General features: G+C 64.9%; 23 protein-coding genes. 15 read left to right on the forward strand and 8 right to left on the reverse strand.

Annotated features, from left to right (window positions below; translation table 11 throughout):
* Positions 1 to 42 precede the first annotated feature (42 nt).
* Complete coding sequence (locus XH92_RS18380; RefSeq protein ID WP_194460463.1) at positions 43 to 534, forward strand: heme-binding protein; 492 nt, start codon at positions 43 to 45, stop codon at positions 532 to 534.
* A gap of 73 nt (positions 535 to 607) precedes the next feature.
* On the opposite strand, the gene XH92_RS18385 is transcribed toward XH92_RS18380, so the two are convergent.
* Complete coding sequence (locus XH92_RS18385) at positions 608 to 1273, reverse strand: TetR/AcrR family transcriptional regulator (RefSeq protein ID WP_194461316.1); 666 nt, start codon at positions 1271 to 1273, stop codon at positions 608 to 610.
* Between the two features lie 266 nt (positions 1274 to 1539).
* Between XH92_RS18385 and XH92_RS18390 the strand changes: the two genes are divergently transcribed.
* From XH92_RS18390 to cynS, 7 genes are all read left to right on the forward strand, one after another.
* On the forward strand, positions 1540 to 2082 hold the full coding sequence (locus XH92_RS18390) for an OsmC family protein (protein ID WP_163160222.1): 543 nt from the start codon (positions 1540 to 1542) through the stop codon (positions 2080 to 2082).
* 36 nt (positions 2083 to 2118) lie between these two features.
* Positions 2119 to 3246, forward strand: a complete 1128-nt coding sequence (locus XH92_RS18395; RefSeq protein ID WP_194460464.1) for an acyl-CoA dehydrogenase family protein — start codon at positions 2119 to 2121, stop codon at positions 3244 to 3246.
* A 98-nt stretch (positions 3247 to 3344) separates the two neighbouring features.
* On the forward strand, positions 3345 to 4223 hold the full coding sequence (locus XH92_RS18400; protein WP_194460465.1) for a sulfurtransferase: 879 nt from the start codon (positions 3345 to 3347) through the stop codon (positions 4221 to 4223).
* Between the two features lie 106 nt (positions 4224 to 4329).
* Positions 4330 to 5721: a CmpA/NrtA family ABC transporter substrate-binding protein gene (locus XH92_RS18405; protein WP_194460466.1), complete on the forward strand. Its 1392-nt coding sequence runs from the start codon at positions 4330 to 4332 to the stop codon at positions 5719 to 5721.
* Positions 5722 to 5881: 160 nt separating this feature from the next.
* Positions 5882 to 6721, forward strand: coding sequence for a nitrate ABC transporter permease (ntrB, locus tag XH92_RS18410; RefSeq protein WP_194460467.1), 840 nt, complete (start codon positions 5882 to 5884; stop codon positions 6719 to 6721).
* Positions 6722 to 6723: 2 nt separating this feature from the next.
* Positions 6724 to 7635: an ABC transporter ATP-binding protein gene (locus XH92_RS18415; protein ID WP_194460468.1), complete on the forward strand. Its 912-nt coding sequence runs from the start codon at positions 6724 to 6726 to the stop codon at positions 7633 to 7635.
* 18 nt (positions 7636 to 7653) lie between these two features.
* A complete protein-coding gene (cynS, locus tag XH92_RS18420) occupies positions 7654 to 8142 on the forward strand; it encodes a cyanase (RefSeq protein WP_050629156.1) in 489 nt (162 codons plus the stop codon).
* Positions 8143 to 8307: 165 nt separating this feature from the next.
* Here the strand turns inward: cynS and XH92_RS18425 are convergent, their stop codons facing one another.
* Entirely contained in the window at positions 8308 to 9132 is an 825-nt protein-coding gene (locus XH92_RS18425) for an oxaloacetate decarboxylase (RefSeq protein ID WP_194460469.1), read from the reverse strand.
* Positions 9133 to 9245: 113 nt separating this feature from the next.
* Between XH92_RS18425 and XH92_RS18430 the strand changes: the two genes are divergently transcribed.
* Entirely contained in the window at positions 9246 to 10190 is a 945-nt protein-coding gene (locus XH92_RS18430; protein ID WP_194460470.1) for a LysR family transcriptional regulator, read from the forward strand.
* Positions 10191 to 10223: 33 nt separating this feature from the next.
* Here XH92_RS18430 and XH92_RS18435 read toward each other — a convergent pair whose 3' ends face one another.
* Positions 10224 to 10547: a DUF1476 domain-containing protein gene (locus XH92_RS18435; protein ID WP_194460471.1), complete on the reverse strand. Its 324-nt coding sequence runs from the start codon at positions 10545 to 10547 to the stop codon at positions 10224 to 10226.
* Between the two features lie 348 nt (positions 10548 to 10895).
* On the opposite strand from XH92_RS18435, the gene purC reads away from it, so the two are divergent.
* Genes purC through XH92_RS18460 form a run of 5 tightly spaced genes read left to right on the forward strand, consistent with a single transcriptional unit; the run spans position 10896 to position 14202 of the window.
* The gene (gene purC, locus XH92_RS18440) at positions 10896 to 11663 is read left to right on the forward strand and encodes a phosphoribosylaminoimidazolesuccinocarboxamide synthase (protein WP_016843454.1); all 768 of its coding nucleotides are present in this window, start codon (positions 10896 to 10898) and stop codon (positions 11661 to 11663) included.
* 9 nt (positions 11664 to 11672) lie between these two features.
* Entirely contained in the window at positions 11673 to 11915 is a 243-nt protein-coding gene (purS, locus tag XH92_RS18445; RefSeq protein WP_194460472.1) for a phosphoribosylformylglycinamidine synthase subunit PurS, read from the forward strand.
* A 13-nt stretch (positions 11916 to 11928) separates the two neighbouring features.
* Complete coding sequence (locus tag XH92_RS18450; RefSeq protein WP_246788481.1) at positions 11929 to 12510, forward strand: hypothetical protein; 582 nt, start codon at positions 11929 to 11931, stop codon at positions 12508 to 12510.
* Between the two features lie 4 nt (positions 12511 to 12514).
* Positions 12515 to 13216, forward strand: coding sequence for a phosphoribosylformylglycinamidine synthase subunit PurQ (gene purQ / locus XH92_RS18455; RefSeq protein ID WP_194460473.1), 702 nt, complete (start codon positions 12515 to 12517; stop codon positions 13214 to 13216).
* 5 nt (positions 13217 to 13221) lie between these two features.
* On the forward strand, positions 13222 to 14202 hold the full coding sequence (locus XH92_RS18460) for a tripartite tricarboxylate transporter substrate-binding protein (protein WP_194460474.1): 981 nt from the start codon (positions 13222 to 13224) through the stop codon (positions 14200 to 14202).
* Between the two features lie 9 nt (positions 14203 to 14211).
* On the opposite strand, the gene XH92_RS18465 is transcribed toward XH92_RS18460, so the two are convergent.
* Both XH92_RS18465 and XH92_RS18470 read right to left on the reverse strand, forming a co-directional pair.
* Positions 14212 to 15195, reverse strand: coding sequence for a DMT family transporter (locus XH92_RS18465; protein ID WP_246788482.1), 984 nt, complete (start codon positions 15193 to 15195; stop codon positions 14212 to 14214).
* A gap of 116 nt (positions 15196 to 15311) precedes the next feature.
* Positions 15312 to 15686, reverse strand: a complete 375-nt coding sequence (locus tag XH92_RS18470; protein ID WP_194460475.1) for a helix-turn-helix domain-containing protein — start codon at positions 15684 to 15686, stop codon at positions 15312 to 15314.
* Positions 15687 to 15792: 106 nt separating this feature from the next.
* Here XH92_RS18470 and XH92_RS18475 point away from each other — a divergent pair, with 106 nt between their 5' ends.
* A complete protein-coding gene (locus XH92_RS18475; protein WP_194460476.1) occupies positions 15793 to 16509 on the forward strand; it encodes a glutathione S-transferase family protein in 717 nt (238 codons plus the stop codon).
* A 72-nt stretch (positions 16510 to 16581) separates the two neighbouring features.
* Here XH92_RS18475 and XH92_RS18480 read toward each other — a convergent pair whose 3' ends face one another.
* The 3 genes from XH92_RS18480 to XH92_RS18490 form a co-directional block, all read right to left on the reverse strand.
* A complete protein-coding gene (locus XH92_RS18480) occupies positions 16582 to 18816 on the reverse strand; it encodes an alkaline phosphatase family protein (RefSeq protein ID WP_194460477.1) in 2235 nt (744 codons plus the stop codon).
* A gap of 190 nt (positions 18817 to 19006) precedes the next feature.
* Positions 19007 to 19767 (reverse strand): IS5 family transposase gene (locus XH92_RS18485; protein ID WP_210345589.1). Its coding sequence is split into 2 segments (ribosomal slippage): positions 19007 to 19422 and positions 19422 to 19767, totalling 762 coding nucleotides; the frame shifts between segments, so codons are not numbered across the junction.
* Between the two features lie 163 nt (positions 19768 to 19930).
* Positions 19931 to 20422 (reverse strand): PaaI family thioesterase, encoded by a 492-nt coding sequence (locus tag XH92_RS18490; RefSeq protein WP_194460478.1) that lies wholly within the window; start codon positions 20420 to 20422, stop codon positions 19931 to 19933.
* Between the last annotated feature and the right edge of the window lie 28 nt (positions 20423 to 20450).

The raw sequence follows: 20450 nt of genomic DNA on the forward strand, positions 1-20450 counted from the left end.
TCAAGAAGGTCGCACAACAACAGTCTTCAGGGAGGATTCCTCATGCATCGTGTCAGTCTGGCTTTCATCGCATCCGCAACCATCCTCGCCGCCGCGCCCGCGCTGGCGCAGGCCCCGCTGGTCGAGAAGAACGTCTCGATGGCGATGTCGCTCGCGATCATGCAGGCGGCGCTCGATCAGTGCACCAGGGATGGCTACAAGGTGTCGGTCGTGATCGTCGACAAGGGCGGCAATGTCGCGGCCTCGGTGCGCGGCGACGGCACCGGTCCGCACACCATGGAGTTCGCGCGGATGAAGGCCTACACGGCGCGCACCCGCAGCCAGACCTCGCTCGCCACGATGAAGCAGATGGAAGATCCGGCCAACGCCTTCCTGAAGCAGATCCCCAATGTCGTCGGCGTCGGCGGCGGCGTGCCGATCAAGGCGGGCAACGAGGTGCTCGGCGGTGTCGGTGTCTCCGGCGCGCCCGGCGGCGAGAAGGATGAGGTCTGCGCCAATGCCGGCCTTGCGAAGGTGGCGGACGCGCTGAAATAGCGCGGACACTGCGCCTTCAGCCGAGAACATGTGGCGAGAGCAGGGGGCGCCGCCGGTTGCGGCGTCCTCGGCATTACATGGCGAGAAGCTGTTGCTCCGCCTCGCGGCCCGCGCGCTTCGCCTTCTTGACCCTGGCCGGCGCGAACAGATTGCTTGCGGCAAGGCCCGCGGTGTCGGCGACCGTGGGGTCACACGACACCATCGCGGCGACGATGGCGCCGTCGATCAGCAGCGCGAGCTGGTGCGCGAGCACGGCCGGCTCGGCCGCGCCCATCTCGCCGGCGAGTTTCTCGATATGCGCCAGCACCACCTTCTTGTGCTTCAGCGCGATGTTGCGGAACTGTTTGGCGTCCTTGTCGTGCTCGGCGACCGCGTTGATGAAGGGACAGCCGTAGAAGCGTTCCTCGGCGAACCAGCTCTTCAGGGCAGGGAAGATCCGCGACAGCTTGGTCTGCGGATCGCCGCCGCCGGCCTCGATCGCGCCGATGAACCATTCGCGCCACTGCTTGCCTTCGCTCTCAAGCACCGCATGCACGAGGTTGGTCTTCGAGCCGAACAATTTGTAGAGCGTGGTCTTGGCGGTTCCGGCCTCGTCGATGATCGCATCGATGCCGGTGGCGTTGATGCCGTTCTTGCAGAACAGATGCGTCGCCGCATTGAGCAGGCGCCCGCGCGCCGATTCATCGTCGCCGGCGGCGAACGCCGCGGCAGGTTTTTTCTTCGCAAGCGATTTGGCCATGCGCGGCAGTAAATCGGAGCGCGGCGAAATCATCAAGCCGCATCTTCACGGGGGCGGGCATGTGCGCCGTCCTGCGCTGAAAATAATCGCGGCGGCGCGGCAGATGCACCGCGTTTGAGCAGCCGCGCCTTGATCAATCCGTAGGCAGGCGAAGCTAACCGCCTGCGGGATTTCGCCTTTTGATTTGCAGCGGGACTGGCACGCTTCGTGCAGGAAACAGACCGTTCGGTATCCTGACCAATCCATCGCTCCCAGGGAGAAAACTGATGACCGCTGTCGCTCAAAAAACCGCTCTGACCGGCTGCCTCGCGCCGATCGACAAAGGCGGGCTCGAGCAGCTGATTGCCAACGGCAAGGCCAACCCGAAGGTGATCAAGACCTTGAAGTGCAAGACGGTGGCCGAGGGCAAGTTCCGTCACGCCAACTACATCCGCAACCTCGCGCCCTACATCGTCGACGAGCCGCCGGGCCTGCTCGGCGACGACACCGCACCCAATCCCTCCGAGGCCTCGCTCGCCGCGCTCGGCTCCTGCCTCGCCGTCGGCCTGCACGCCAATGCCGTGCATCGCGGCTGGATCGTCAACAAGCTCGAGCTCGAGCTCGAGGGCGATCTCAACATCACCGCGGTGTGGGGCACCGGCGACGTCAGCGAGAAGCCGGTCGGCTTCACTGACGTGCGCGTCAAGGTCGACATGGAATGCGAGGGCGTCTCGCAGGGCGAGATCGACGCGCTGGTGGCGCATGTGAAGAAGTGGTCGCCGGTCGCCAACACCTTCACCCGCCCCGTCAATCTCGAGGTCAGCGCGTAAGGCGCCTATCGGCAATTCAAGGTGCGGAGATCATCCATGGGTTCACTGGCTTTATCGCGGGTCGCAGCTCAAGATCCCGCACCGACCATCACGGACGAGGTCGCGCGCCTCGCCCGCCAGGAGCTGGCACCGCTCGCATCCGCGATCGATGCCGGCTCGGTCTATCCCGGCGAATTCCTGCGCCGGCTCGGCAAGGTCGGCGCGTGGAGCAGCCACGTGCCGCAGGAGGGGCCCGCCGACCTGCGCTGGGCGATCCAGTCGATGGCCGCGCTCGGCGAGGTTTGCGGCGCCACCGCCTTCATGGCCTGGTGCCAGAACACGCTGGTCTGGTACGTCGCCAACTCCACCAACATGAAGCTCGCGGCGCGCTTCGGCAATTGCTTCTCCAGCGGGCGCGCGCTCGGCGGCACCGGGCTCTCCAACCCGATGAAGAGCTTCTTCGGCATCGAGCGGCTGAAGCTGAAGGGCCGCAGGGTCGATGGCGGCTATATCGTGCGCGGCGCGCTGCCCTGGGTGTCGAATCTCGGCTCCGACCACTACTTCGGCACGATCTTCGAGCGCGAGGACGAGGGCACCAAGGGCGAGCCGGGCGGCACGGTCATGTTCCTCGCCGACTGCGCCGACCCCGCCATCACGCTGACGCCGTGCAAGCCGTTCCTGGCGATGGACGGCACCGGCACCTACGGCGTCCAGTTCCGCGACGTGTTCGTGCCTGACGAACTGATCCTGGCCGAGCCGGCCGCGCCGTTCGTGAAGAAAATTCGTGCGGGCTTCATCCTGCTGCAGGCCGGCATGGGCCTCGGACTGATGAAGGACTGCATCAACATCATGGACGAGGTCCATGCCCCGCTCGGTCACGTCAACCGCTATCTGCCGCAGCAGCCGCTGCAATTCCGCGAGCTCTATGCCGAGCTCGAGAAGGAGGCGATGACGCTGGCAAGCGATCCCTACAATGCCGACGACAGCTACTGGCGCCGCGTCGTCGCGCTGCGCCTGCGCATCGGCGACGCCAGCGTCGCGGTCGCGCATGGCGCGATGCTCCATTGCGGCGCGCGCGGCTACCTGATGAGCCATCGCGCCCAGCGCAGGCTACGCGAGGCCTATTTCGTCGCCATCGTCACGCCGGCCACCAAGCAGCTGCGCAAGATGCTGGCGGACGGCTGAAGCATGATCCGGGAAAGTGGAAACCGGTTTTCCGAAAAAGATCATGCTCAGACGGGTTCGGGACCACCACAACTGCAACCATGAAACAGGAGAGAGCCATGACGGACGTTCTGATCACCTCCGGCGAACTTGCCGAGCTCGTCAAGAAAGAGCCGTGTGTCATCATCGACACGCGCAATCCGGATGCCTATGCGGCCGGCCATTTGCCCGGTGCCGTCAATGTGCATGACGTCTTCACGTTCCTTGCGACCTCGACACCGGAAGGCATCCATGAGCTGAAGACCAAGTTTGCCGACGCGTTCGGCGCCGCCGGTCTCTCCGGCAAGGAGACCGCCGTGATCTACGAGCAGTCGATGAATTCCGGCTTCGGCCAGTCCTGCCGCGGCTACTACCTGCTGACGATGCTGGGCTACCCCAAGGTGAAGGTGCTGCATGGCGGCTTCGATGCCTGGAAGGCGGCCGATCTGCCGGTCACCACCGACGTTGCGGTGCCGCCGAAGGCCTCCTTTGCGATCGTGCCCGAGGCCGGCGACATCATGATCGACGCCAAGGCGATGCTGGCCGCGGTCGGCAAGCCCGGCGTCGCGATCCTCGACGTTCGCGACGTCGACGAATGGATCGGCGAAAGCTCCTCGCCCTACGGCAAGGATTTCTGCCCGCGCAAGGGCCGCATTCCCGGCGCCGTGTGGCTCGAATGGTACCGCATGATGAAGCCGACCGCCGAAGGTCCGCGCTTCAAGTCGAAGGACGAGATCCTGGCGGAGTGCGCCACCGTCGGCATCTCGCAGACCACGCCGGTCTACCTCTATTGCTTCAAGGGGGCGCGGGCCTCGAACACCTTCCTGGCGCTGAAGAACGCCGGCGTGAAGGACGTGCGGATGTACTTCGGCTCCTGGAACGAGTGGTCGCGCGACCCGGCGCTGCCGATCGACGAGGGCTTGCCCACCGCCGCCGTCGTTACAGGCAAGGCGGCATAGAACCTGCATGTTTGTCGGCGTCCGGCGGCGCAAAACGCGGCCGGACGCCGATCAATGAACCGGATCGCGCAGCTCTCTGTGGTTCGGTGCGACAATGGGGCGCAGCATGTCCACCTTTGACGATCCCTTCGACGCCGATCGCGCGCTGACGCGGTCGGGTTGCGCCTGCGGCCAGCATGGCTCGACGGCCGAGCACGATCAGGCCGCACGTGCGCTGCGCTGCGAACCGGTGGCCGGCGTCAGCGAAGAGAAGCGTTACGAGGGCATCGTCGCGTCGGCGGTGATGCGGGCGGTGTTTCCGCAGGATGTCGCGCGGCGCGCCTTCCTGAAATCGGTCGGCGCCGCGACAGCGCTCGCCGCGCTGTCGGAGTTCTTCCCGCTGAAGATGGCGACGGAGGCGTTCGCCGACGCCGGACCGCCGGAGAAGAAGGATTTGAAGGTCGGCTTCATCCCGATCACCTGCGCCACTCCGATCATCATGGCGGCGCCGCTCGGCTTCTATGCCAAGCAGGGCCTCAACGTCGAGGTGGTGAAGACCGCCGGCTGGGCCGTCATTCGCGACAAGACCATCAACAAGGAATACGCCGCCGCCCACATGCTGGCGCCGATGCCGATCGCGATCTCGCTCGGCCTTGGCGCCAACGCGATTCCGTTCACGGTCCCTGCGATCGAGAACATCAACGGGCAGGGCATCACGCTTGCGATGAAGCACAAGGACAAGCGCGATCCGAAAGACTGGAAGGGCATGAAGTTCGCCATTCCGTTCGACTACTCGATGCACAATTATCTGCTGCGCTATTATCTCGCCGAACACGGGCTCGATCCGGATACCGACGTGCAGCTCCGCTCGGTGCCGCCGCCGGAAATGGTCGCCAATCTGCGCGCCGACAACATCGACGGCTTCCTCGCACCAGACAATATCTGCCAGCGCGCGATCTATGACGGCGTCGGCTTCCTGCACATCCTGTCCAAGGAGATCTGGGACGGCCATCCCTGCTGCAGCTTTGCGGCCAGCCGCGAATTCATCACGACGGCGCCGAATTCCTTCGCGGCGCTGACCCGCGCGATCGTGGACGCGACCGGTTATGCGGCGAAGGCCGAGAATCGCAAGCAGATCGCCGAGGCGATCGCGCCGGCCAACTACATCAACGCGCCGGTGACGGTGCTCGAACAAGTGCTGACCGGCACCTATGCCGACGGCCTCGGCGGCGTGAAGACCGATCCGAAGCGCGTCGACTTCGATCCGTTCCCCTGGCAGTCCTTCGCGGTGTGGATGTTGACGCAGATGAAGCGGTGGGGCCAGATCAAGGGCGACGTCGACTACAAGGCGGTCGCCGAACAGGTCTATCTCGCGACCGACACGACCAGGGTGATGGCTGAGATGGGCCTCAAACCGCCGGCCACCTCGTACAAATCGTTCTCGGTGATGGGCAAAACCTTCGATCCGGCCAAGCCCGACGATTATCTGGCGAGCTTCAAGATCAGGAAGTCGTCGTGAGGCGAGACGCTTTTTCCATGGCGTCGTCCCGGCGAAGGCCGGGACCCATAACCCCAACAGCCAGTGATTCGGCACGGCGTCTCCCCGCGTGCCTTATCGCGACGGCACGGCGTATGGGTCCCGGCTCTCGCCGGGACGACGGGTTGAAAGAGTGGGCGCGATGACGCTGTCCCTCCGCCTTCGCGCCGCGATCGTCTCGCTTGCTCTGCTCGCGGCCTTCCTCGGCGCCTGGCACCTTGCCACCCGCAGCAGCGGCCCAACGGCGGCCATGAGCCCCGAATACGCAAAACTGATGGGACTGACTGCGACCCAGGGCAAGTCGGCGATGCCCGGGCCGATCGATGTCGGCGCAAAACTGTGGGAGCATCTGAAGCGGCCGTTCTATGACAACGGGCCGAACGACAAGGGGCTCGGCATCCAGCTCGCCTATTCGATCGGGCGCGTCGGGCTCGGCTATCTCATCGCGGTCATCGTCGCGATCCCGCTCGGCTTCATGATCGGGATGTCGCCCTTGATCAGCAAGGCGCTCGATCCGTTCATCCAGGTCTTGAAGCCGATCTCGCCGTTGGCCTGGATGCCGCTTGCGCTCTACACCATCAAGGATTCCTCGATCTCGGCGATCTTCGTCATCTTCATCTGCTCGGTGTGGCCGATGCTGCTCAACACCGCGTTCGGCGTCGCCAGCGTGCGCAAGGAGTGGATCAACGTCGCGCGCACGCTCGAGGTCGGCACCGTCAGGCGCGCCTTCACCGTGATCCTGCCGGCGGCGGCGCCGACGATCCTGACGGGCATGCGGATCTCGATCGGGATCGCCTGGCTCGTGATCGTCGCCGCCGAGATGCTGGTCGGCGGCACCGGCATCGGTTACTTCGTCTGGAACGAGTGGAATAATCTGTCGATCACCAACGTGATCATCGCGATCCTCTTGATCGGCCTCGTCGGCATGCTGCTCGACCAGGTGCTGGCGCGGTTCACGCGCATGGTGACGTTTCCGGAGTAGCGATGACTGACAGGTTCATCTCCATCGAGGGCATCGCCCGCCGTTATCCCGGCGCGGGCGGCGGCACCACCACGGTGTTCGAGAACTTCTGGCTGTCGATGGCGCGCGGCGAGTTCGGCTGCGTGATCGGCCATTCCGGCTGCGGCAAGACCACGGTGCTGAACATCCTCGCCGGGCTCGACGAGCCGAGCGAAGGGACTGTCATCGTCGACGGGCAGGGGATCGAAGGCACCAGCCTCGACCGCGCCGTGATCTTCCAGAGCCATGCGCTGCTGCCGTGGCGCACGGTGCTCGGCAACGTCGCCTATGCCGTCAGCTCGAAATGGCGCAAATGGGATCGCGCGCGGGTGAAGGCGCATGCGCAGAAGTTCATCGATCTTGTCGGGCTGACCGGCTCGGAACACAAGCATCCGTCCGAACTGTCCGGCGGCATGAAGCAGCGCGTCGGCATTGCGCGTGCGCTGTCGATAACGCCGAAGATCATGCTGATGGACGAGCCGTTCTCGGCGCTGGACGCGCTGACCCGCGGCACCTTGCAGGACGAGGTGCGGCGCATCTGCCTGGAGACCGGGCAGACCACCTTCATGATCACCCACGACGTGGATGAAGCGATCTTCCTCGCCGACAAGATCTTCCTGATGACAAACGGCCCCGGTGCCGTGCTTGCCGAGATCGTCGAGAACCCGCTGCCGAAGGAGCGCGGCCGCATCGACCTGCACCGCCATCCCTACTACTATGCGCTGCGCAACCATATCGTCGATTTCCTGGTCAGCCGCAGCAAGAGCTTTGCTGCCGAGGTGACCGGCCACGATCCGCGCCACGTGCCGACGGTGCGGCCCGGCGTCGGCGAGCCCACCATCGTCTCGCCGCCGCGTGTCGTCGAACCCAATCCTGCGCAGAGCATTGCGCGCTGAAGCCTGAGGAGGAACCCCATGAAACGCGAAGACCTCACCGAGAAGCTGCTCGACATCAAGCGCGAGAAAGGCTGGAGCTGGAAGCACATCTGCGAGAAGATCGGCGGCTATTCCGAAGTGCTGATCGTCGGCGCCATCCTCGGCCAGATGAAGCTGACAAAACCGCAGGCGGCCAATGCCGGCGAGCTGTTCGGGCTGTCGAAGGCCGAGACCGCGATGCTCAACGAGGTGCCGATGCGCGGCACCGGCACGCCGATGCCGCCGACCGATCCGCTGATCTACCGCTTCTACGAGATGGTGATGGTGAACGGCCCGGCGTGGAAGGCGCTGATCGAGGAGGAATTCGGCGACGGCATCATGTCGGCGATCGACTTCGACATGGCGATGGAGCGTGTCGCCAACCCGAAGGGCGACCGGGTCAAGATCACCATGAGCGGCAAGTTCCTGCCGTACAAATATTACGGCGCCAGCGGCAACGTGCCGGAATATGGCTTCAAGGAAGGCTGAGCGAGCGGATTGGTGAGTAGCGAATAGTGCCCTCTATTCGCTACTCACCACTCATTGTTCGCTTCTAGAGCTCGCGGCGAAGCCGCCTATCGTACCGCATATGCGAACGATGGATGCTTCGTCGCCTTAGCGCAAACCTGCTCGCAATGACGGCTTGCCGCTAGATTATCGGCGGCTGGCAGCGAACATGTCGCGCACCTCCTTCACCGGCGCCATGTCGCGCACGAAGCTGAACGCACCCTGATCCTTCATCTCGCGGGCAGCACGCAGGAATGCGGCCAGCGCGTGGCGCTGCATCGCGCCGCCGACGCTGATGCGCTTGACGCCGGCGGCCGCGATCTGCTCGACGGTCAGGGTCGGATCGGCAAAACCCGTCACGAGGTTGAACGGCCGCTTCACGGCCGACACCACGGTCTTGATGGTGCCGATGTCGTAAAGGCCAGGCGAATACAGCACGTCGGCGCCGGCCGCCTCGAATGCCTGCAGCCGCCTGATCGTGTCGTCGAGATCCTTGCGGCCGTGCAGGAAGTTCTCGGCACGCGCGGTCAACGTGAACGGGAACGGCAGCGCGCGTGCCGCCTCGACGGCGGCCTGAACCCGCTCGACCGCGAGCGAGAAGTCGTAGATCGGACGCTGCGGATTGCCGGTCGAATCCTCGATCGAGCCGCCGACCACGCCGGCTTCCGCCGCGCGGGTGATCGCCCTTGCCGCGGTCTTCGGATCGTCGGCGCCGCAATTTTCCAGATCGGCGTTGACGGGCAGGTCGGTGGCATCAGTGATCACCCGGCAGTTCTCGATGATGGCATCGAGGCTGACGGTTGCGCTGCCGAGCGTGTTGGCGAGCCCGAGGCTCGTGGTCGCGAGCGCCTCGAAGCCCATCGCGGCGAGCAGCTTCGCCGTGCCGGCATCCCACGGATTCGGGATGATGAAGGCGCCGGGGCGCTGATGCAGGTCGCGAAACCGTGCTGCCTTGTCTGCCTGGGTGCGCATGTGAACTCCTGCTGGTTGGAAAAAGCGACTGGCAGCAGCGATAGGGCGGTTTCAGCCATCAGACAAATTTGTTATTTCTCTCGATATGATCAGTTTTTTGCATGAGGTCAGGGATGGACAGCGACGCGCTCAACACGTTTCTGGTGGTGCACCGCCGCGGCGGAATCTCGAATGCCGCGAAAGCGCTGCATCGCTCGCAGCCTGCGATCTCGCGGCGCATCGCGCTGCTCGAGCAGGGGCTCGGCGTGCCGTTGTTCGAGCGCATTGCAGGCAAGACGAGATTGAGCGATGCGGGGCGGGTGATGGTGCCCTATGCCGAACGGGCGGTCGCGGCGGCGCAGGATGCCGAGAACGCGGTGCGCGCGCTGCTGTGCGACAATTCCGGTCCGGTGGCGCTGGCGGTGACCGGCACACTTGCGGGCGAGCGTCTCTCGAAAGTGCTGAAGCGTTTTGCCCGCCGGCATCCGGATGTCGCGCTGACGCTGCGCACCGCGACCAGTGCCGAGGTCAGCGATCTGATCCGGCGCGGCGAGGCGACGATCGGGCTGCGCTACGATCGCGACCGCTCAGGCGACCTCGATTGCGAGGTGCTGTTCGCCGAGCCGCTCGGCGTGGTCTGCGCGCCGGACCATCCGTTGGCGGGACGCCGGGTTGGCAGGCTCGCTGAGCTCAGGGACGAGCGCTGGATCGCATTTCCCGAAGTACCGGGGCGGCGCGAGATCACCGCCTCGCATGTGTTCGCCCTGTTCCTGACCCAGGGGCTCGGCGAGGTCGCCTGGACGCCGGTCGACAGCCTCACGGCGCAGAAGCGGCTGGTCGAAGCCGGGCTCGGGATCGCACTGCTGTCGCAGAGCAACGCAGCGGAAGAGCTGCGCACCGGGTCGATCGCGACGATCCGCGTCGGCAATCTCACCGCAAGTCATGATGTCGTCGCGGTGACGCGGCATGGCGGCTTTCTCAGCGCCGCCTCGCGCCGCCTGCTCGATATCATCAGGGCCGATTTCACCAGGGCGAGGGGCACAAACGCGTCGCGCCGGAACGGTGTCCGGCGCGTTTAGAAAGTCGAATTGGAGCCGAGGTGGCGCCTGAACTCAGGTTCCTGCCTTCACCTGCGCTGCCGCCACCGCCAGCAGCTCGTCCATCTTGGCGCGAACATCGCGCTCGGTGGTGGCCTGGCCCTTGGCGGTGAGGTCCCTCAGGACCTTGTGCAGCACGTCATTGTCGCCGGCTTCCTCGAAATCGGCGGCGACCACCTCCTTGGCATAGGCGTTGGCGGCGTCGCCGGTGATGCCGAGCTTCTCGGCGGCCCACAGGCCGAGCAGCTTGTTCCGGCGCGCTTCGGCCTTGAACTTCTGCTCCTCGTCGAGGGCGAACTTCTTCTCGAAACCTTCCTCGCGCTTGTCGAATTCGTTCATGCCGAAGTTCCAATTCCCTGCTGATTGGCGGGCCGATGCTCGTTGCGGCAGCCCCGGTGCCTGCCTAGATAAGTTGGAGGAATCGGCAAGACAACGAGCCGTTAAGCCGCAGGCAAAACAGGCGGAATCGGGCCTTTTTGATAGGGCGGTATAAGTGCCCTGAAGGGGGCACTATCGATTGTGCTGGATGGGCCAATCGGATAGGTTGCCAACAGGCATGGTTCTTGTTCTGTTTCCAGTTGGATTGCCCAGGTTCCAGGCCTCCGCGGCAGCTCCGTCGTGGGTCGTAACCCCAAGTCATCCGGAGCACCCAAATCCATGGATTTCAACAAAACACGGTACATCCCAATGAGCCGTCGACGCCGTATTTATGAAGGCAAGGCCAAGGTGCTTTACGAAGGCCCCGAGCCGGGAACCCTGATCCAGCACTTCAAGGACGACGCGACCGCGTTCAACGCCAAGAAACACCAGGTGATCGAGGGCAAGGGCGTCCTCAACAACCGAATCTCGGAGTACCTGTTTCAGCACCTCAACGACATCGGGGTGCCGACCCACTTCATCCGCCGCCTCAACATGCGCGAGCAGCTGATTCGCGAGGTCGAGATCGTGCCGCTCGAGGTGGTGGTGCGGAACGTCGCCGCCGGTTCGCTGTCGCAGCGGCTCGGGATCGAGGAGGGCACCCAGCTGCCGCGCTCGATCATCGAGTTCTACTACAAGAACGACCAGCTCAACGACCCCATGGTGTCGGAAGAGCACATCACCGCGTTCGGCTGGGCCACGCCGCAGGAGATCGACGACATCATGGCGCTCGCGATCCGCGTCAACGACTTCCTGACCGGCCTCTTCCTCGGCATCGGCATCCGCCTCGTCGACTTCAAGATGGAGTGCGGGCGGCTGTTCGAGAACGAGATGATGCGGATCATCGTCGCCGACGAGATCTCGCCGGACTCCTGCCGGCTGTGGGACATCAAGTCGAACGAGAAGCTGGACAAGGACCGATTCCGCCGCGATCTCGGCGGCCTGCTCGAGGCCTACACCGAAGTCGCCAAGCGCCTCGGCATCCTGATCGAAAATGAACGGCCGGCCGGAAGCGGGCCTGTGCTGGTGAAGAGCTAAGAGGCAATCGTGAAGGCACGTGTGACTGTGACATTGAAGTCGGGCATCCTCGATCCGCAGGGCAAGGCGATCGAGGGCGCGCTGAAATCGCTCGGCGTCGATGGCGTCGCCAGCGTTCGCCAGGGCAAGGTGTTCGACATCGAGCTCGCCGCGACCGACAAGGCCAAGGCGGAGGCGGCGCTGAAGGCCGCGGCCGACAAGCTGCTGGCGAACACCGTCATCGAGAACTACCGGGTCGAGGTTCTGGGCTGACCGGGCGCGCCAAATGATGACAGCCGCTCCCGCCTGTTTTCGCAGTGACCGAATCTTTATCCGTGCGCTGTTGGCCGGCTTGCTGACGGCAGCCGGAATCGGCGGGGCTTCGGCCCAACCGGCGCCGGCAGCGCCGGCTGCGACGACGCAGGCGCCGCCGTTCTCGATCAGCGGATGGAGCTACGAGCGCCGCGGCTCCGATATGCATACGTTCCGCTGCGCGCAAGCGTCCTGCGGCGCGGGCTCCAAGGTGAGCTATCGGTATTACACCGGCGGAAAGCAGATGACGCTCGACCAGTTCCGTGCGGGGCAGGAGCAGATCATCAAGGCGCTGGAGCAGCGGACGCCCGGACAGCGCATCACGCTGCTCGGCGTCGACGGCGACAAGGGCACGGCGATGCCGCGCATGTTCAAGGCACGGCGCCTGACCGTGACCGCCGATGGTGCAAGCGAGTATCAAGTCAGCGGCTTGCTGATTGGCGGACAAGGCTCCGCCAGCCTGATCAGTTCGGCGCGTGACGAAAAAGCCAGCAACGACAATTATGCCAAGTTTGCCGCCGCAGCGAAGCTCGTGCTGGCGCCCAAAACCAGGTGATGGAATGAAATCAGCGGTCCTCGTCTTCCCCGGCATCAATCGCGAGCGCGACATGGCGCGCGCGCTCAAGCTCGCATCCGGCAATGAGACCGCGATGGTCTGGCACGCCGAGACCGCGCTGCCCAAGGGCACCGACCTCGTGGTGGTGCCCGGTGGCTTCTCCTACGGCGACTATCTGCGCTGCGGCGCGATCGCGGCCCGTGCGCCCGTGATGGACGCGGTGCGCGACTTCGCAGCCAAGGGCGGCCTCGTGCTCGGCGTCTGCAACGGCTTCCAGATCCTCTGCGAGTCCGGGCTGTTGCCGGGCGTCTTGATGCGCAATGCCGGGCTGAAATTCGTCTGCCGCGACGTGCACATGAAGGTCGAGCGCTCCGACACCCCGTTCACCCGCGGCTACAATGCTGGCCAGGTGATCCGCGTTCCGGTGGCGCATGGCGAGGGCAATTACGAGGCGGACGAGGAGACGCTGAAGCGGCTCGAGGGCGACGGGCGGGTGCTCTACCGCTATTGCTCTGCCGATGGTGTGGTCGACGAGACCTCGAACTTCAACGGCGCCGCGCATTCGATCGCCGGCATCGTCAACGAGCGCGGCAACGTGCTCGGTATGATGCCGCATCCGGAGAACCACGTCGAAGAGATCATGGGCTGCACCGACGGTCGCGGCCTGTTCGCAGGGCTGGTCCAGCAGTTCGAAAAGGCGGCCTAACCATCATGTTTGAAAGGTGCCTTGCCGCAGCAGCAGCTGCATTCGTGCTGCTTGCGACTGCCGCGCACGCCCAGGACACCTCAAAGCTGGACTTCCCGAAGCGTCCGATCACGATGATCGTACCGTTCACGGCGGGTGGCACCTCGGACGTCATCGCCCGCGCGGTCGCCGACCAGATGAGCGCGGCGCTTGGCCAGAGCATCATCATCGAGAATGTCGGCGGCGCCGGCGGCTCGACCGCGCTAACCCGCGCGGCACGCGCCGAGCCGGACGGCTATACCATCGCGATCGGCAATGCCGGCACCAATGCCGCGACCTACACGATCTATCCGAAGCTGGCGTTTACGCCCGACTCCTTCGCGCCGATCGCCGTGGTCGCAAAGACCTTCGGCATCGTCGCGCTACGCAAGGATTTTCCGGCCAAGGACCTCAAGGAATTCATCAACTACGCGAAGAAGAATCCGGGCAAGGTCAATCTCGGCCATGCCGGCGTCGGCTCCTCGAATTACCTGATCTGCAAGAGCTTCGTGCATGCCGCCGGGATCGACGTGCAGCTGGTCGGCTATCGCGGCGCGGCGCTCGCGCTGACGGATGCGATCGGCAGCCAGATCGACGGCGTCTGCGATGCCGCAGCCTCGGTGTCGCAGGCGATCGACGACAAGCTCGTAAAGGCGGTCGTGGTCGGCTCGACCGTGCGGCTCGCCTCGCTGCCGGACTTGCCGACCTCGGCCGAGGCCGGGCTGGCCGAGTTCGAGGCGCAAGGCTGGAACGGCCTGTTCGCGCCGAAGGGCACCCCGCCCGAGATCATCGCCAAGCTCAACGCCGCGGCGCGCAGCGCGGTCGCGAGCGAGGCGGTGAAGAAGCGCTTCGTCGATCTGTCGACCGTTGCCCCCGATGCCGACGAGCTCGCGCCCGCGGCGCTGCAGCAGCTCGTGACGCGCGACGTCGCGAAGTACCGCGCGCTGCTGGCGGACGACAAGAAGTAGCCGGAACGCCTATCGTCGCGACCGGCGCAGCCAGCGCTTGACGGCTTCGGCCGGCACCGTCATCGCGGCGACGCCGGCCATGACAAGCACGAGGCCGAGCACGAGGTTCGACGGCACGGATTCCCCGAGCAGGATCACCGACAGCGCGACGCCGATCGGAATCCGAAGATAGCCCTGCGCATTCGTCGTGAGCGTGCCGAGCCGCGTCAGGCACATGTAGAACAGCATCAGGCCGAACGCGCTGGAGAAGATGCCCATCACGACGGTGGCGACCAGCGCCTGCGGCGTCGGATGCAGCGTCCAGGGGTGGTCGGCGATCAGGGCGACCGGCAGCAGCACGGTGCCGCCGAACAGCAGCGAGCCGGCGGCCACCACCATGGGGTCATAGTCGGAGAGACGAAGCCCGAAGATCGTGGCGCAGGCGAACGAGACGGTGGCGAGCAGGATCGCGATCTCGGCGACAATCTCCTTGCCGAAGCCCGACAGCGCGTCGAGGCCGATGATCGCAACCGTGCCGGCGAGGCCGAGGATCGCGCCGACCAGCTTGAGCAGCGAGGCCGGCTCGTGCCGCGTGATCGCCCAGGTGATCAGGAAGGCGAAGATCGGCGTCGTCGAGGCCAGCACCACGGTGTTGGAAGCCGGTACATAGAGCTGCGCCCAGGTGATCACCAGGAACGGGATCGTGGAGTTGATGGTCTGCTGGAAGGCGAACAGTTTCCAGGCCTTGATGTCGGTCGGGATGCGGATGCCGCGGATCCACAGCACCACGAGCAGGAATAGGGCGGCGACCAGCGAGCGCGCGGAGATGAAGGTGACCGGCGGGATCGAGCCGAGCCCGATCTTGGTCAGCGGATAGGTCGAGCTCCAGCAGCAGGCCAGCGCCAGCAGCAGCGCATAGTCGCGCCAGCCGCGCGCGCCCGGCACCGACGCCGTGATCCCGGGAGCCGTTACGCCACTCGCTTTCGCTCCTTGTTTGAGCACGTTCCGGGTCATGCTCTGGCTGTGCTCTTCGGCACTTCGACTGGCTCCCCGCGCATTGGCGCGCAGCAAAACTGATACTTCGGGAGCTGACCCGAGGCCAGCGCAAGTTTAACGACCCTTCGTGCCGTTCAATCCCGCGAGACGGTATTTGGAAGGGCCGGCTCGGCATCCGCGGAGCCGGACTGTGCTCCGGCATCCGACGTCGTTTCCCACCAGTCGCCGAGCGCATCGATCAGCGGCACCAGCCGGTGGCCGGCTGGCGTGAGCTGGTATTCGACGCGCAGCGGGTAGCCGTCGAATTCGGTGCGCTCGACGATGCCGGCGTCCTCCAGCTTGCGCAGCTCAAGCGTCAGCATCTTGTGCGAGATGGTCGGGTTGTCGCGGCGCAGGTCGCTGAAGCGTTTGGTGCCCTGCTTCAGATAGTAGATCAGCAGGGTCGGCCAGCGACCGCTCAGGATCTGCATCACTTCCTCGATCGGGCAGCGGGAGACGAGAGATTTCATGGCGGCTCGTGGTTACAAAAAGGTGCGTAATTTACTTCACGGATGTGGCGAATAGGGTCCGGCTCCGCTGCGCAGCGTGATCGTCTGACATACCGGAGACCACATCATGGAACCTATCCTCATCTATGGCTTCCCGCTCGGAAGCTCCATGGGGCTCGTCGCAGCCCTCGAATGGCTGCGCAAGCCCTACCGCCTTTGCCGCGTCGACATGCTCGGCGAAATGCGCGATCCCTCCTATGCCCGGATCAATCCGCGGCATGAGACGCCGGCCTTCGTCACCGACCAGGGCAGATTGCTCACCGAGAACATGGCGATCGCAAGCTGGCTGGCGGAACGCGATACCGAGCGCCGCATCAGCTTCGAGCCGTTGTCGCCGCAGGCCGACCGGATGCGTCAGCTGATGGCCTTCGTGAACACCGGCTTCACCGCGGCGTTCAGTCCGCTATGGGCCGCGCTGGAAATGCAGACGCCGAATCCCGCAATGCAGTCTGTGCTGCGGCAGTGGGGGCAGGGCAATGTCGTGCAGCGGCACGACAGGCTCGAGGAGCTGATCGGCGATGCGCCGTTCCTGCTCGGCGACCACCCGACATTGGCGGATGGGCTGCTGATCGGAGTCGCGCGCTGGCTCGACTTCCACGCCGTCGCCGACCGCAATCGCTGGCCGAAACTGTCCGCACTTCGCACGCGCCTCGAGGCCGATCCGGCCGTGATCTACGCGACGGCGCTGGAGAGCGGTGAGAGCAGCCCCGCGGGGTCAGGCGCCTGCGCCGGTCACGTTGCGCTCGCCGAGGTGATCGAGCGGTTCGGCACGCCGCGCGCGTGAGGATTCCAGGCCGTGATTGCGAGGCGGTGGACGCCGGTTTGGCGTCCACCGCCTGGAATTTGCCGAAGGATGCTAGCGCAGGACCTCGCTCAGCACCTCGCCATCGACCTGGTGCGGTGTGGTGCCGAGGATCCGCATGATGGTCGGCGCCACGTCGATATTGCGCATGTGCCGCACCACGGTGTCCTTGCGGATCTGCGGCCCCGCGGCGATGAACGTCGCGCTCATCACCGGAAGCTCGGGATCGTGACCGTGGGCGCCGTAGAAGTTCGGCATCGACAGCGCGGTGGTGGCCGAATTGAACGGCGCGTCACCCTGGCGCGCGACGCCGGGGTTCTGGATGCCGTCGAAATTGTAGCCGGGCGCCATCAGCGCGAACACGTCGCCATAGTCCTGGCCGACGGTCTTGCTGGTGCACTGTCCGGTACCGGCGTCGCATTGCAGCGGCCGGGTCTCGACGACGGTGAAGATACGCTGATCCCTGAGCGAGTAGTTGAAGCGCGCGTTGGGATCGACCGCGTTCTTTACCGCATCGGTGATCTGCGCCACCAAGTTGCGGTAAGTCGCAAGATCGACGGTGCCGCCGAGCTCGCGGTTCTGCAGGTTGACGTAGATGTCGGCGGCAGGACCCGAGGTGCGGATCCCGACCTTGCTGGTGTCGATGCCGGCATTGCGCAGGATGTTGGCGAGATTGACCGAGGTGTGGAACGGCGCGAAGCCGTGATCCGACACCACGACGACGTTGCTGTCACGGCCCGCCGCATCGGCGATCTGCTTCACCGCCTTGTCGGCGGTCTGGTAGGCGAAGCGGATGTACGACGCGTAGCGCTTGACCTTGGCCGGATCCTGGTTGGCGCCGATCGAATTCGGATCGGTCGGGCTGGTGCCCTGGCGCGGATCGGTCAGCAGGAACTGATGCTCGGAGCCGTCGGGCTGCTCGATATACACCATGACGAGATCGGCATCCGGATGGGTCTTGATCGCGCGCTCGCCGATATTGGCCTGGTAGCGCACGAAGGTCTTCACCATGTCCTCGTACATCGTCTCGATCTCGACGTCGGGGAAATTGGTGAACCCCGGGCTCAGGCGCTCCGGAATGCGGAAGTCGGCCTGCGGACGCCAGAACCCGATATTGTCGTTGATGTCGTCGACATCGGCGAGGACAGGCGTGTTGCGCGGGATGAAGTTGGCGCCGTAGCGGGCGAAGCGCACGACTGAAAGATCGGGTGACAGCGCCGAGACGAAATAGGCGGCACCGACCTTGGCGCCGCTGCCTTCGAAGAAGAACGGCGCATTCTCGCCGCCGAACTTGACATAGGCCGGCCCGGTCGACGGCGCGTGGAACGGTCCCGCGGTGATGCCGCGGTTTTCGTCGAAGAACACCAGCGTGTCGTAGTTCACCTTGCGGTCATTGGTGGTGTCGATCGCGGCGACGCGAATCGAATATTTGACGTCGAGCGTCGCGGCGTTGGTGCAGGTTGCGGTCGCCGCGGTGGAACACGAGAACGTCTCGATCGGCGCCGAAGTCACCAGCACCGGGCTGAACGAGAAATGGCCGGCGGCCTGCAGCGCCGCGACGATGCCCGGATCGGCCGTGAAGTCGCTGCGCGACAGCGAGAAGCCCTGGGCTCCGATGCCGCCGAACGCGCCGAACGGCACTGTGAAGTCGGTCACGCGGGTGGGCTGGGCCGGCTGCACCACGGTCTTGTTGATGGAGATGTCGGCGCCGTCGCCGCCGGGCCACGTCGCGGTGACGACCTTCTTGCCCTGCTGGCGCAGCTGCACCCACAGGGGCTGCGCCGTCGGGTTCGTCGACGGCCCGAGCGGGCTCTCGTTGTAGCCGCCGATCGGCGCTGCGAAGCCGCTGATGCTGCTGGAGATCGGGCCGACGATCGGCTGGAACGTGTTGGAGGGGATGTCGTTATGCACCGCCGTCGAACCGGTCGCGATCGCGATATGCGAGACAGCGGTGAGCGACGGTGACGCCGTCACGTTCTGCAGCGCCACTGCGCCGCGCCGGCTGAGCCGGGCGAGGCCGCCATCGCGCGGCAGCACGCCTTCCTCGATGAATTTCTGGATGAAATCGGGTTTGGCGCCGTCGAGCGAGATCATCACCGCGCGCGGCTTGCGGCCATGATGACCGCCGTCATGGTCTTGATCCTGGTCCTGATCGTGACCGCGGGACTCGCCGATGCCGCGATCGCCATTGTCGCCGTCCTGGCCGGCACGCGCCGGAGTTGCAACGCACGCCAGCGATGCGACAAGCGACATCGCGGACGTCACGGAAACAAACGTCTTCAATTTCATGAGAATGCCCCAACTTCACTGCGCGAATGCACAAACGGAAACCGTTCAGCAATCTTCGGGGGCTTGGCTGACGCGCATGTGACGCGCGCGCGACGACGCAACGACAGTGCGTCGTCGTGTCACAACTGGTGTCTGCATTGCTTCACGCGAAGAACGCGCGCGAACACAACACGCTAGGGCCGATCGACATTCATTGCATCCAGATCATTGCGGCTGCGAGATGGATGAAGCCAGTAAAGTTGCCAGATCGCCTGTCATAACGGGTTGCCAAGCGTCGGAAGTGTTTGAGCTGGCAAAAGCAGCGCTCGATGCGGTTGCGCTGTTTGTAGGCGTCGGCGTCGTGCGGAATGATGATCCTGCGGGTGCGGTTTGACGGGATCACCGCCGTTGCGCCGATTTCCGCGATGATCGCACGCAAGGCGTTGCTGTCATAGGCCTTGTCGGCGAGCACGGCATCGCCGCTCTGGCCGTGGAGCAGTGCGGGCGCCTGGGTGATGTCATTAACTTGCCCAGCCGTGACGATGAAGCGGAGCGGACGGCCGAGCGCATCAGCCAGCATGTGGATCTTGGTGGTCAGTCCGCCTCGGGAACGCCCCAGCGCCTGATCTTTGGCCCCCCTTTTCCGCTCGTCGCCTGCTGGTGGGCGCGAACGATGGTGCTGTCGATCATCAGATACCGGTTGTCGCGATCGGCGGTCAGAGCAGCGAACACGCGCTCCCAGACGCCGGCATGGCACCAGCGGCTGAAGCGCTGATGCACCGTTTTCCACTTGCCGTACCGTTCCGGCAGGTCGCTCCAGTGTGCGCCCGATCGCAAGACCCACAAACATCCGTTGACGAACAGTCGATTGTCCGCAGCCGTCCGTCCCGGGTCGCCAGCTTTCCCCGGCAGCAGTGGCGCAACCCTCGCCCATTGCGCCTCCGTCAGCTCATATCGTTTCGCCGCCACCATCTGCTCCGTGTCTCGAATCACGGAACTCTATGAATCAGCGATCAAACCGCTTGGGAATCCTGAATGTCGATCGGTCCTAGTGCGGTGTCTTCGATTCAACGTGGTGATGTAACGGCTGCATGACGGCCTGCCTCCACAGTCTCGTGGGGCGTGTTCATTCCGATTACGCTGTCTTCTCCGCCGGCGCCTTGCGCTTGGTCCGCTTGATGGTGCCGGAGAAGCTGAACAGCGGCCGCTCGGCCGATGTCAGCATGCCGCGCACGAAGATCAGCGAGCCGCCGGCGCGGGTGACCTCGCCGGTGCATTCGATCAGGTCACCCTCGCGGGCCGCGTCGAGGAATTCGGAGGCGAACGAGACCGTGACGCCGGGGCCCTGGAGCACCGGGGCCGACAGCGCGAACAGGCAGTAATCCGCGAAGGTCATCAGGCAGCCGCCATGGACGTTGCCGGAGCCGTTGAGGTGCTTCGGGCCGACCCGGAACGCGCAGGCGATGCGGCCGTTCTCGTCCATGCGATGGTAGAAGGGGCCGGTATGGGTCTCGAAATTGTCCCGGGTCCAGGTCCGCCAGCCGGCGAATTCGCCCTCGGTTTCGACGTGCAGGTCGGGGCGGCGGTTGAACGCCGTATTGAGTGCGGTCTTGGCGAGTTCGTTCACGAAATCTGGCCTTCAATTATCGGGTTCG

Origin of the sequence: Bradyrhizobium sp. CCBAU 53421 (genome assembly GCF_015291625.1) — a bacterium.
Classification (GTDB): Bacteria; Pseudomonadota; Alphaproteobacteria; order Rhizobiales; family Xanthobacteraceae; genus Bradyrhizobium.

Coding starts and splice junctions, on each gene's coding strand:
- XH92_RS18435 (WP_194460471.1), bottom strand. CDS start 10,547: ATGAACGAATTCGACAAGCGCGAGGAAGGTTTCGAGAAGAAGTTCGCC.
- XH92_RS18480 (WP_194460477.1), bottom strand. CDS start 18,816: ATGAAATTGAAGACGTTTGTTTCCGTGACGTCCGCGATGTCGCTTGTC.
- XH92_RS18400 (WP_194460465.1), top strand. CDS start 3,345: ATGACGGACGTTCTGATCACCTCCGGCGAACTTGCCGAGCTCGTCAAG.
- XH92_RS18460 (WP_194460474.1), top strand. CDS start 13,222: ATGTTTGAAAGGTGCCTTGCCGCAGCAGCAGCTGCATTCGTGCTGCTT.
- ntrB (WP_194460467.1), top strand. CDS start 5,882: ATGACGCTGTCCCTCCGCCTTCGCGCCGCGATCGTCTCGCTTGCTCTG.
- purQ (WP_194460473.1), top strand. CDS start 12,515: ATGAAATCAGCGGTCCTCGTCTTCCCCGGCATCAATCGCGAGCGCGAC.
- cynS (WP_050629156.1), top strand. CDS start 7,654: ATGAAACGCGAAGACCTCACCGAGAAGCTGCTCGACATCAAGCGCGAG.
- XH92_RS18405 (WP_194460466.1), top strand. CDS start 4,330: ATGTCCACCTTTGACGATCCCTTCGACGCCGATCGCGCGCTGACGCGG.
- XH92_RS18385 (WP_194461316.1), bottom strand. CDS start 1,273: ATGGCCAAATCGCTTGCGAAGAAAAAACCTGCCGCGGCGTTCGCCGCC.
- XH92_RS18430 (WP_194460470.1), top strand. CDS start 9,246: ATGGACAGCGACGCGCTCAACACGTTTCTGGTGGTGCACCGCCGCGGC.
- purC (WP_016843454.1), top strand. CDS start 10,896: ATGAGCCGTCGACGCCGTATTTATGAAGGCAAGGCCAAGGTGCTTTAC.
- XH92_RS18470 (WP_194460475.1), bottom strand. CDS start 15,686: ATGAAATCTCTCGTCTCCCGCTGCCCGATCGAGGAAGTGATGCAGATC.
- XH92_RS18380 (WP_194460463.1), top strand. CDS start 43: ATGCATCGTGTCAGTCTGGCTTTCATCGCATCCGCAACCATCCTCGCC.
- XH92_RS18390 (WP_163160222.1), top strand. CDS start 1,540: ATGACCGCTGTCGCTCAAAAAACCGCTCTGACCGGCTGCCTCGCGCCG.
- XH92_RS18395 (WP_194460464.1), top strand. CDS start 2,119: ATGGGTTCACTGGCTTTATCGCGGGTCGCAGCTCAAGATCCCGCACCG.
- XH92_RS18475 (WP_194460476.1), top strand. CDS start 15,793: ATGGAACCTATCCTCATCTATGGCTTCCCGCTCGGAAGCTCCATGGGG.
- XH92_RS18415 (WP_194460468.1), top strand. CDS start 6,724: ATGACTGACAGGTTCATCTCCATCGAGGGCATCGCCCGCCGTTATCCC.
- XH92_RS18450 (WP_246788481.1), top strand. CDS start 11,929: ATGATGACAGCCGCTCCCGCCTGTTTTCGCAGTGACCGAATCTTTATC.
- XH92_RS18465 (WP_246788482.1), bottom strand. CDS start 15,195: ATGACCCGGAACGTGCTCAAACAAGGAGCGAAAGCGAGTGGCGTAACG.
- XH92_RS18425 (WP_194460469.1), bottom strand. CDS start 9,132: ATGCGCACCCAGGCAGACAAGGCAGCACGGTTTCGCGACCTGCATCAG.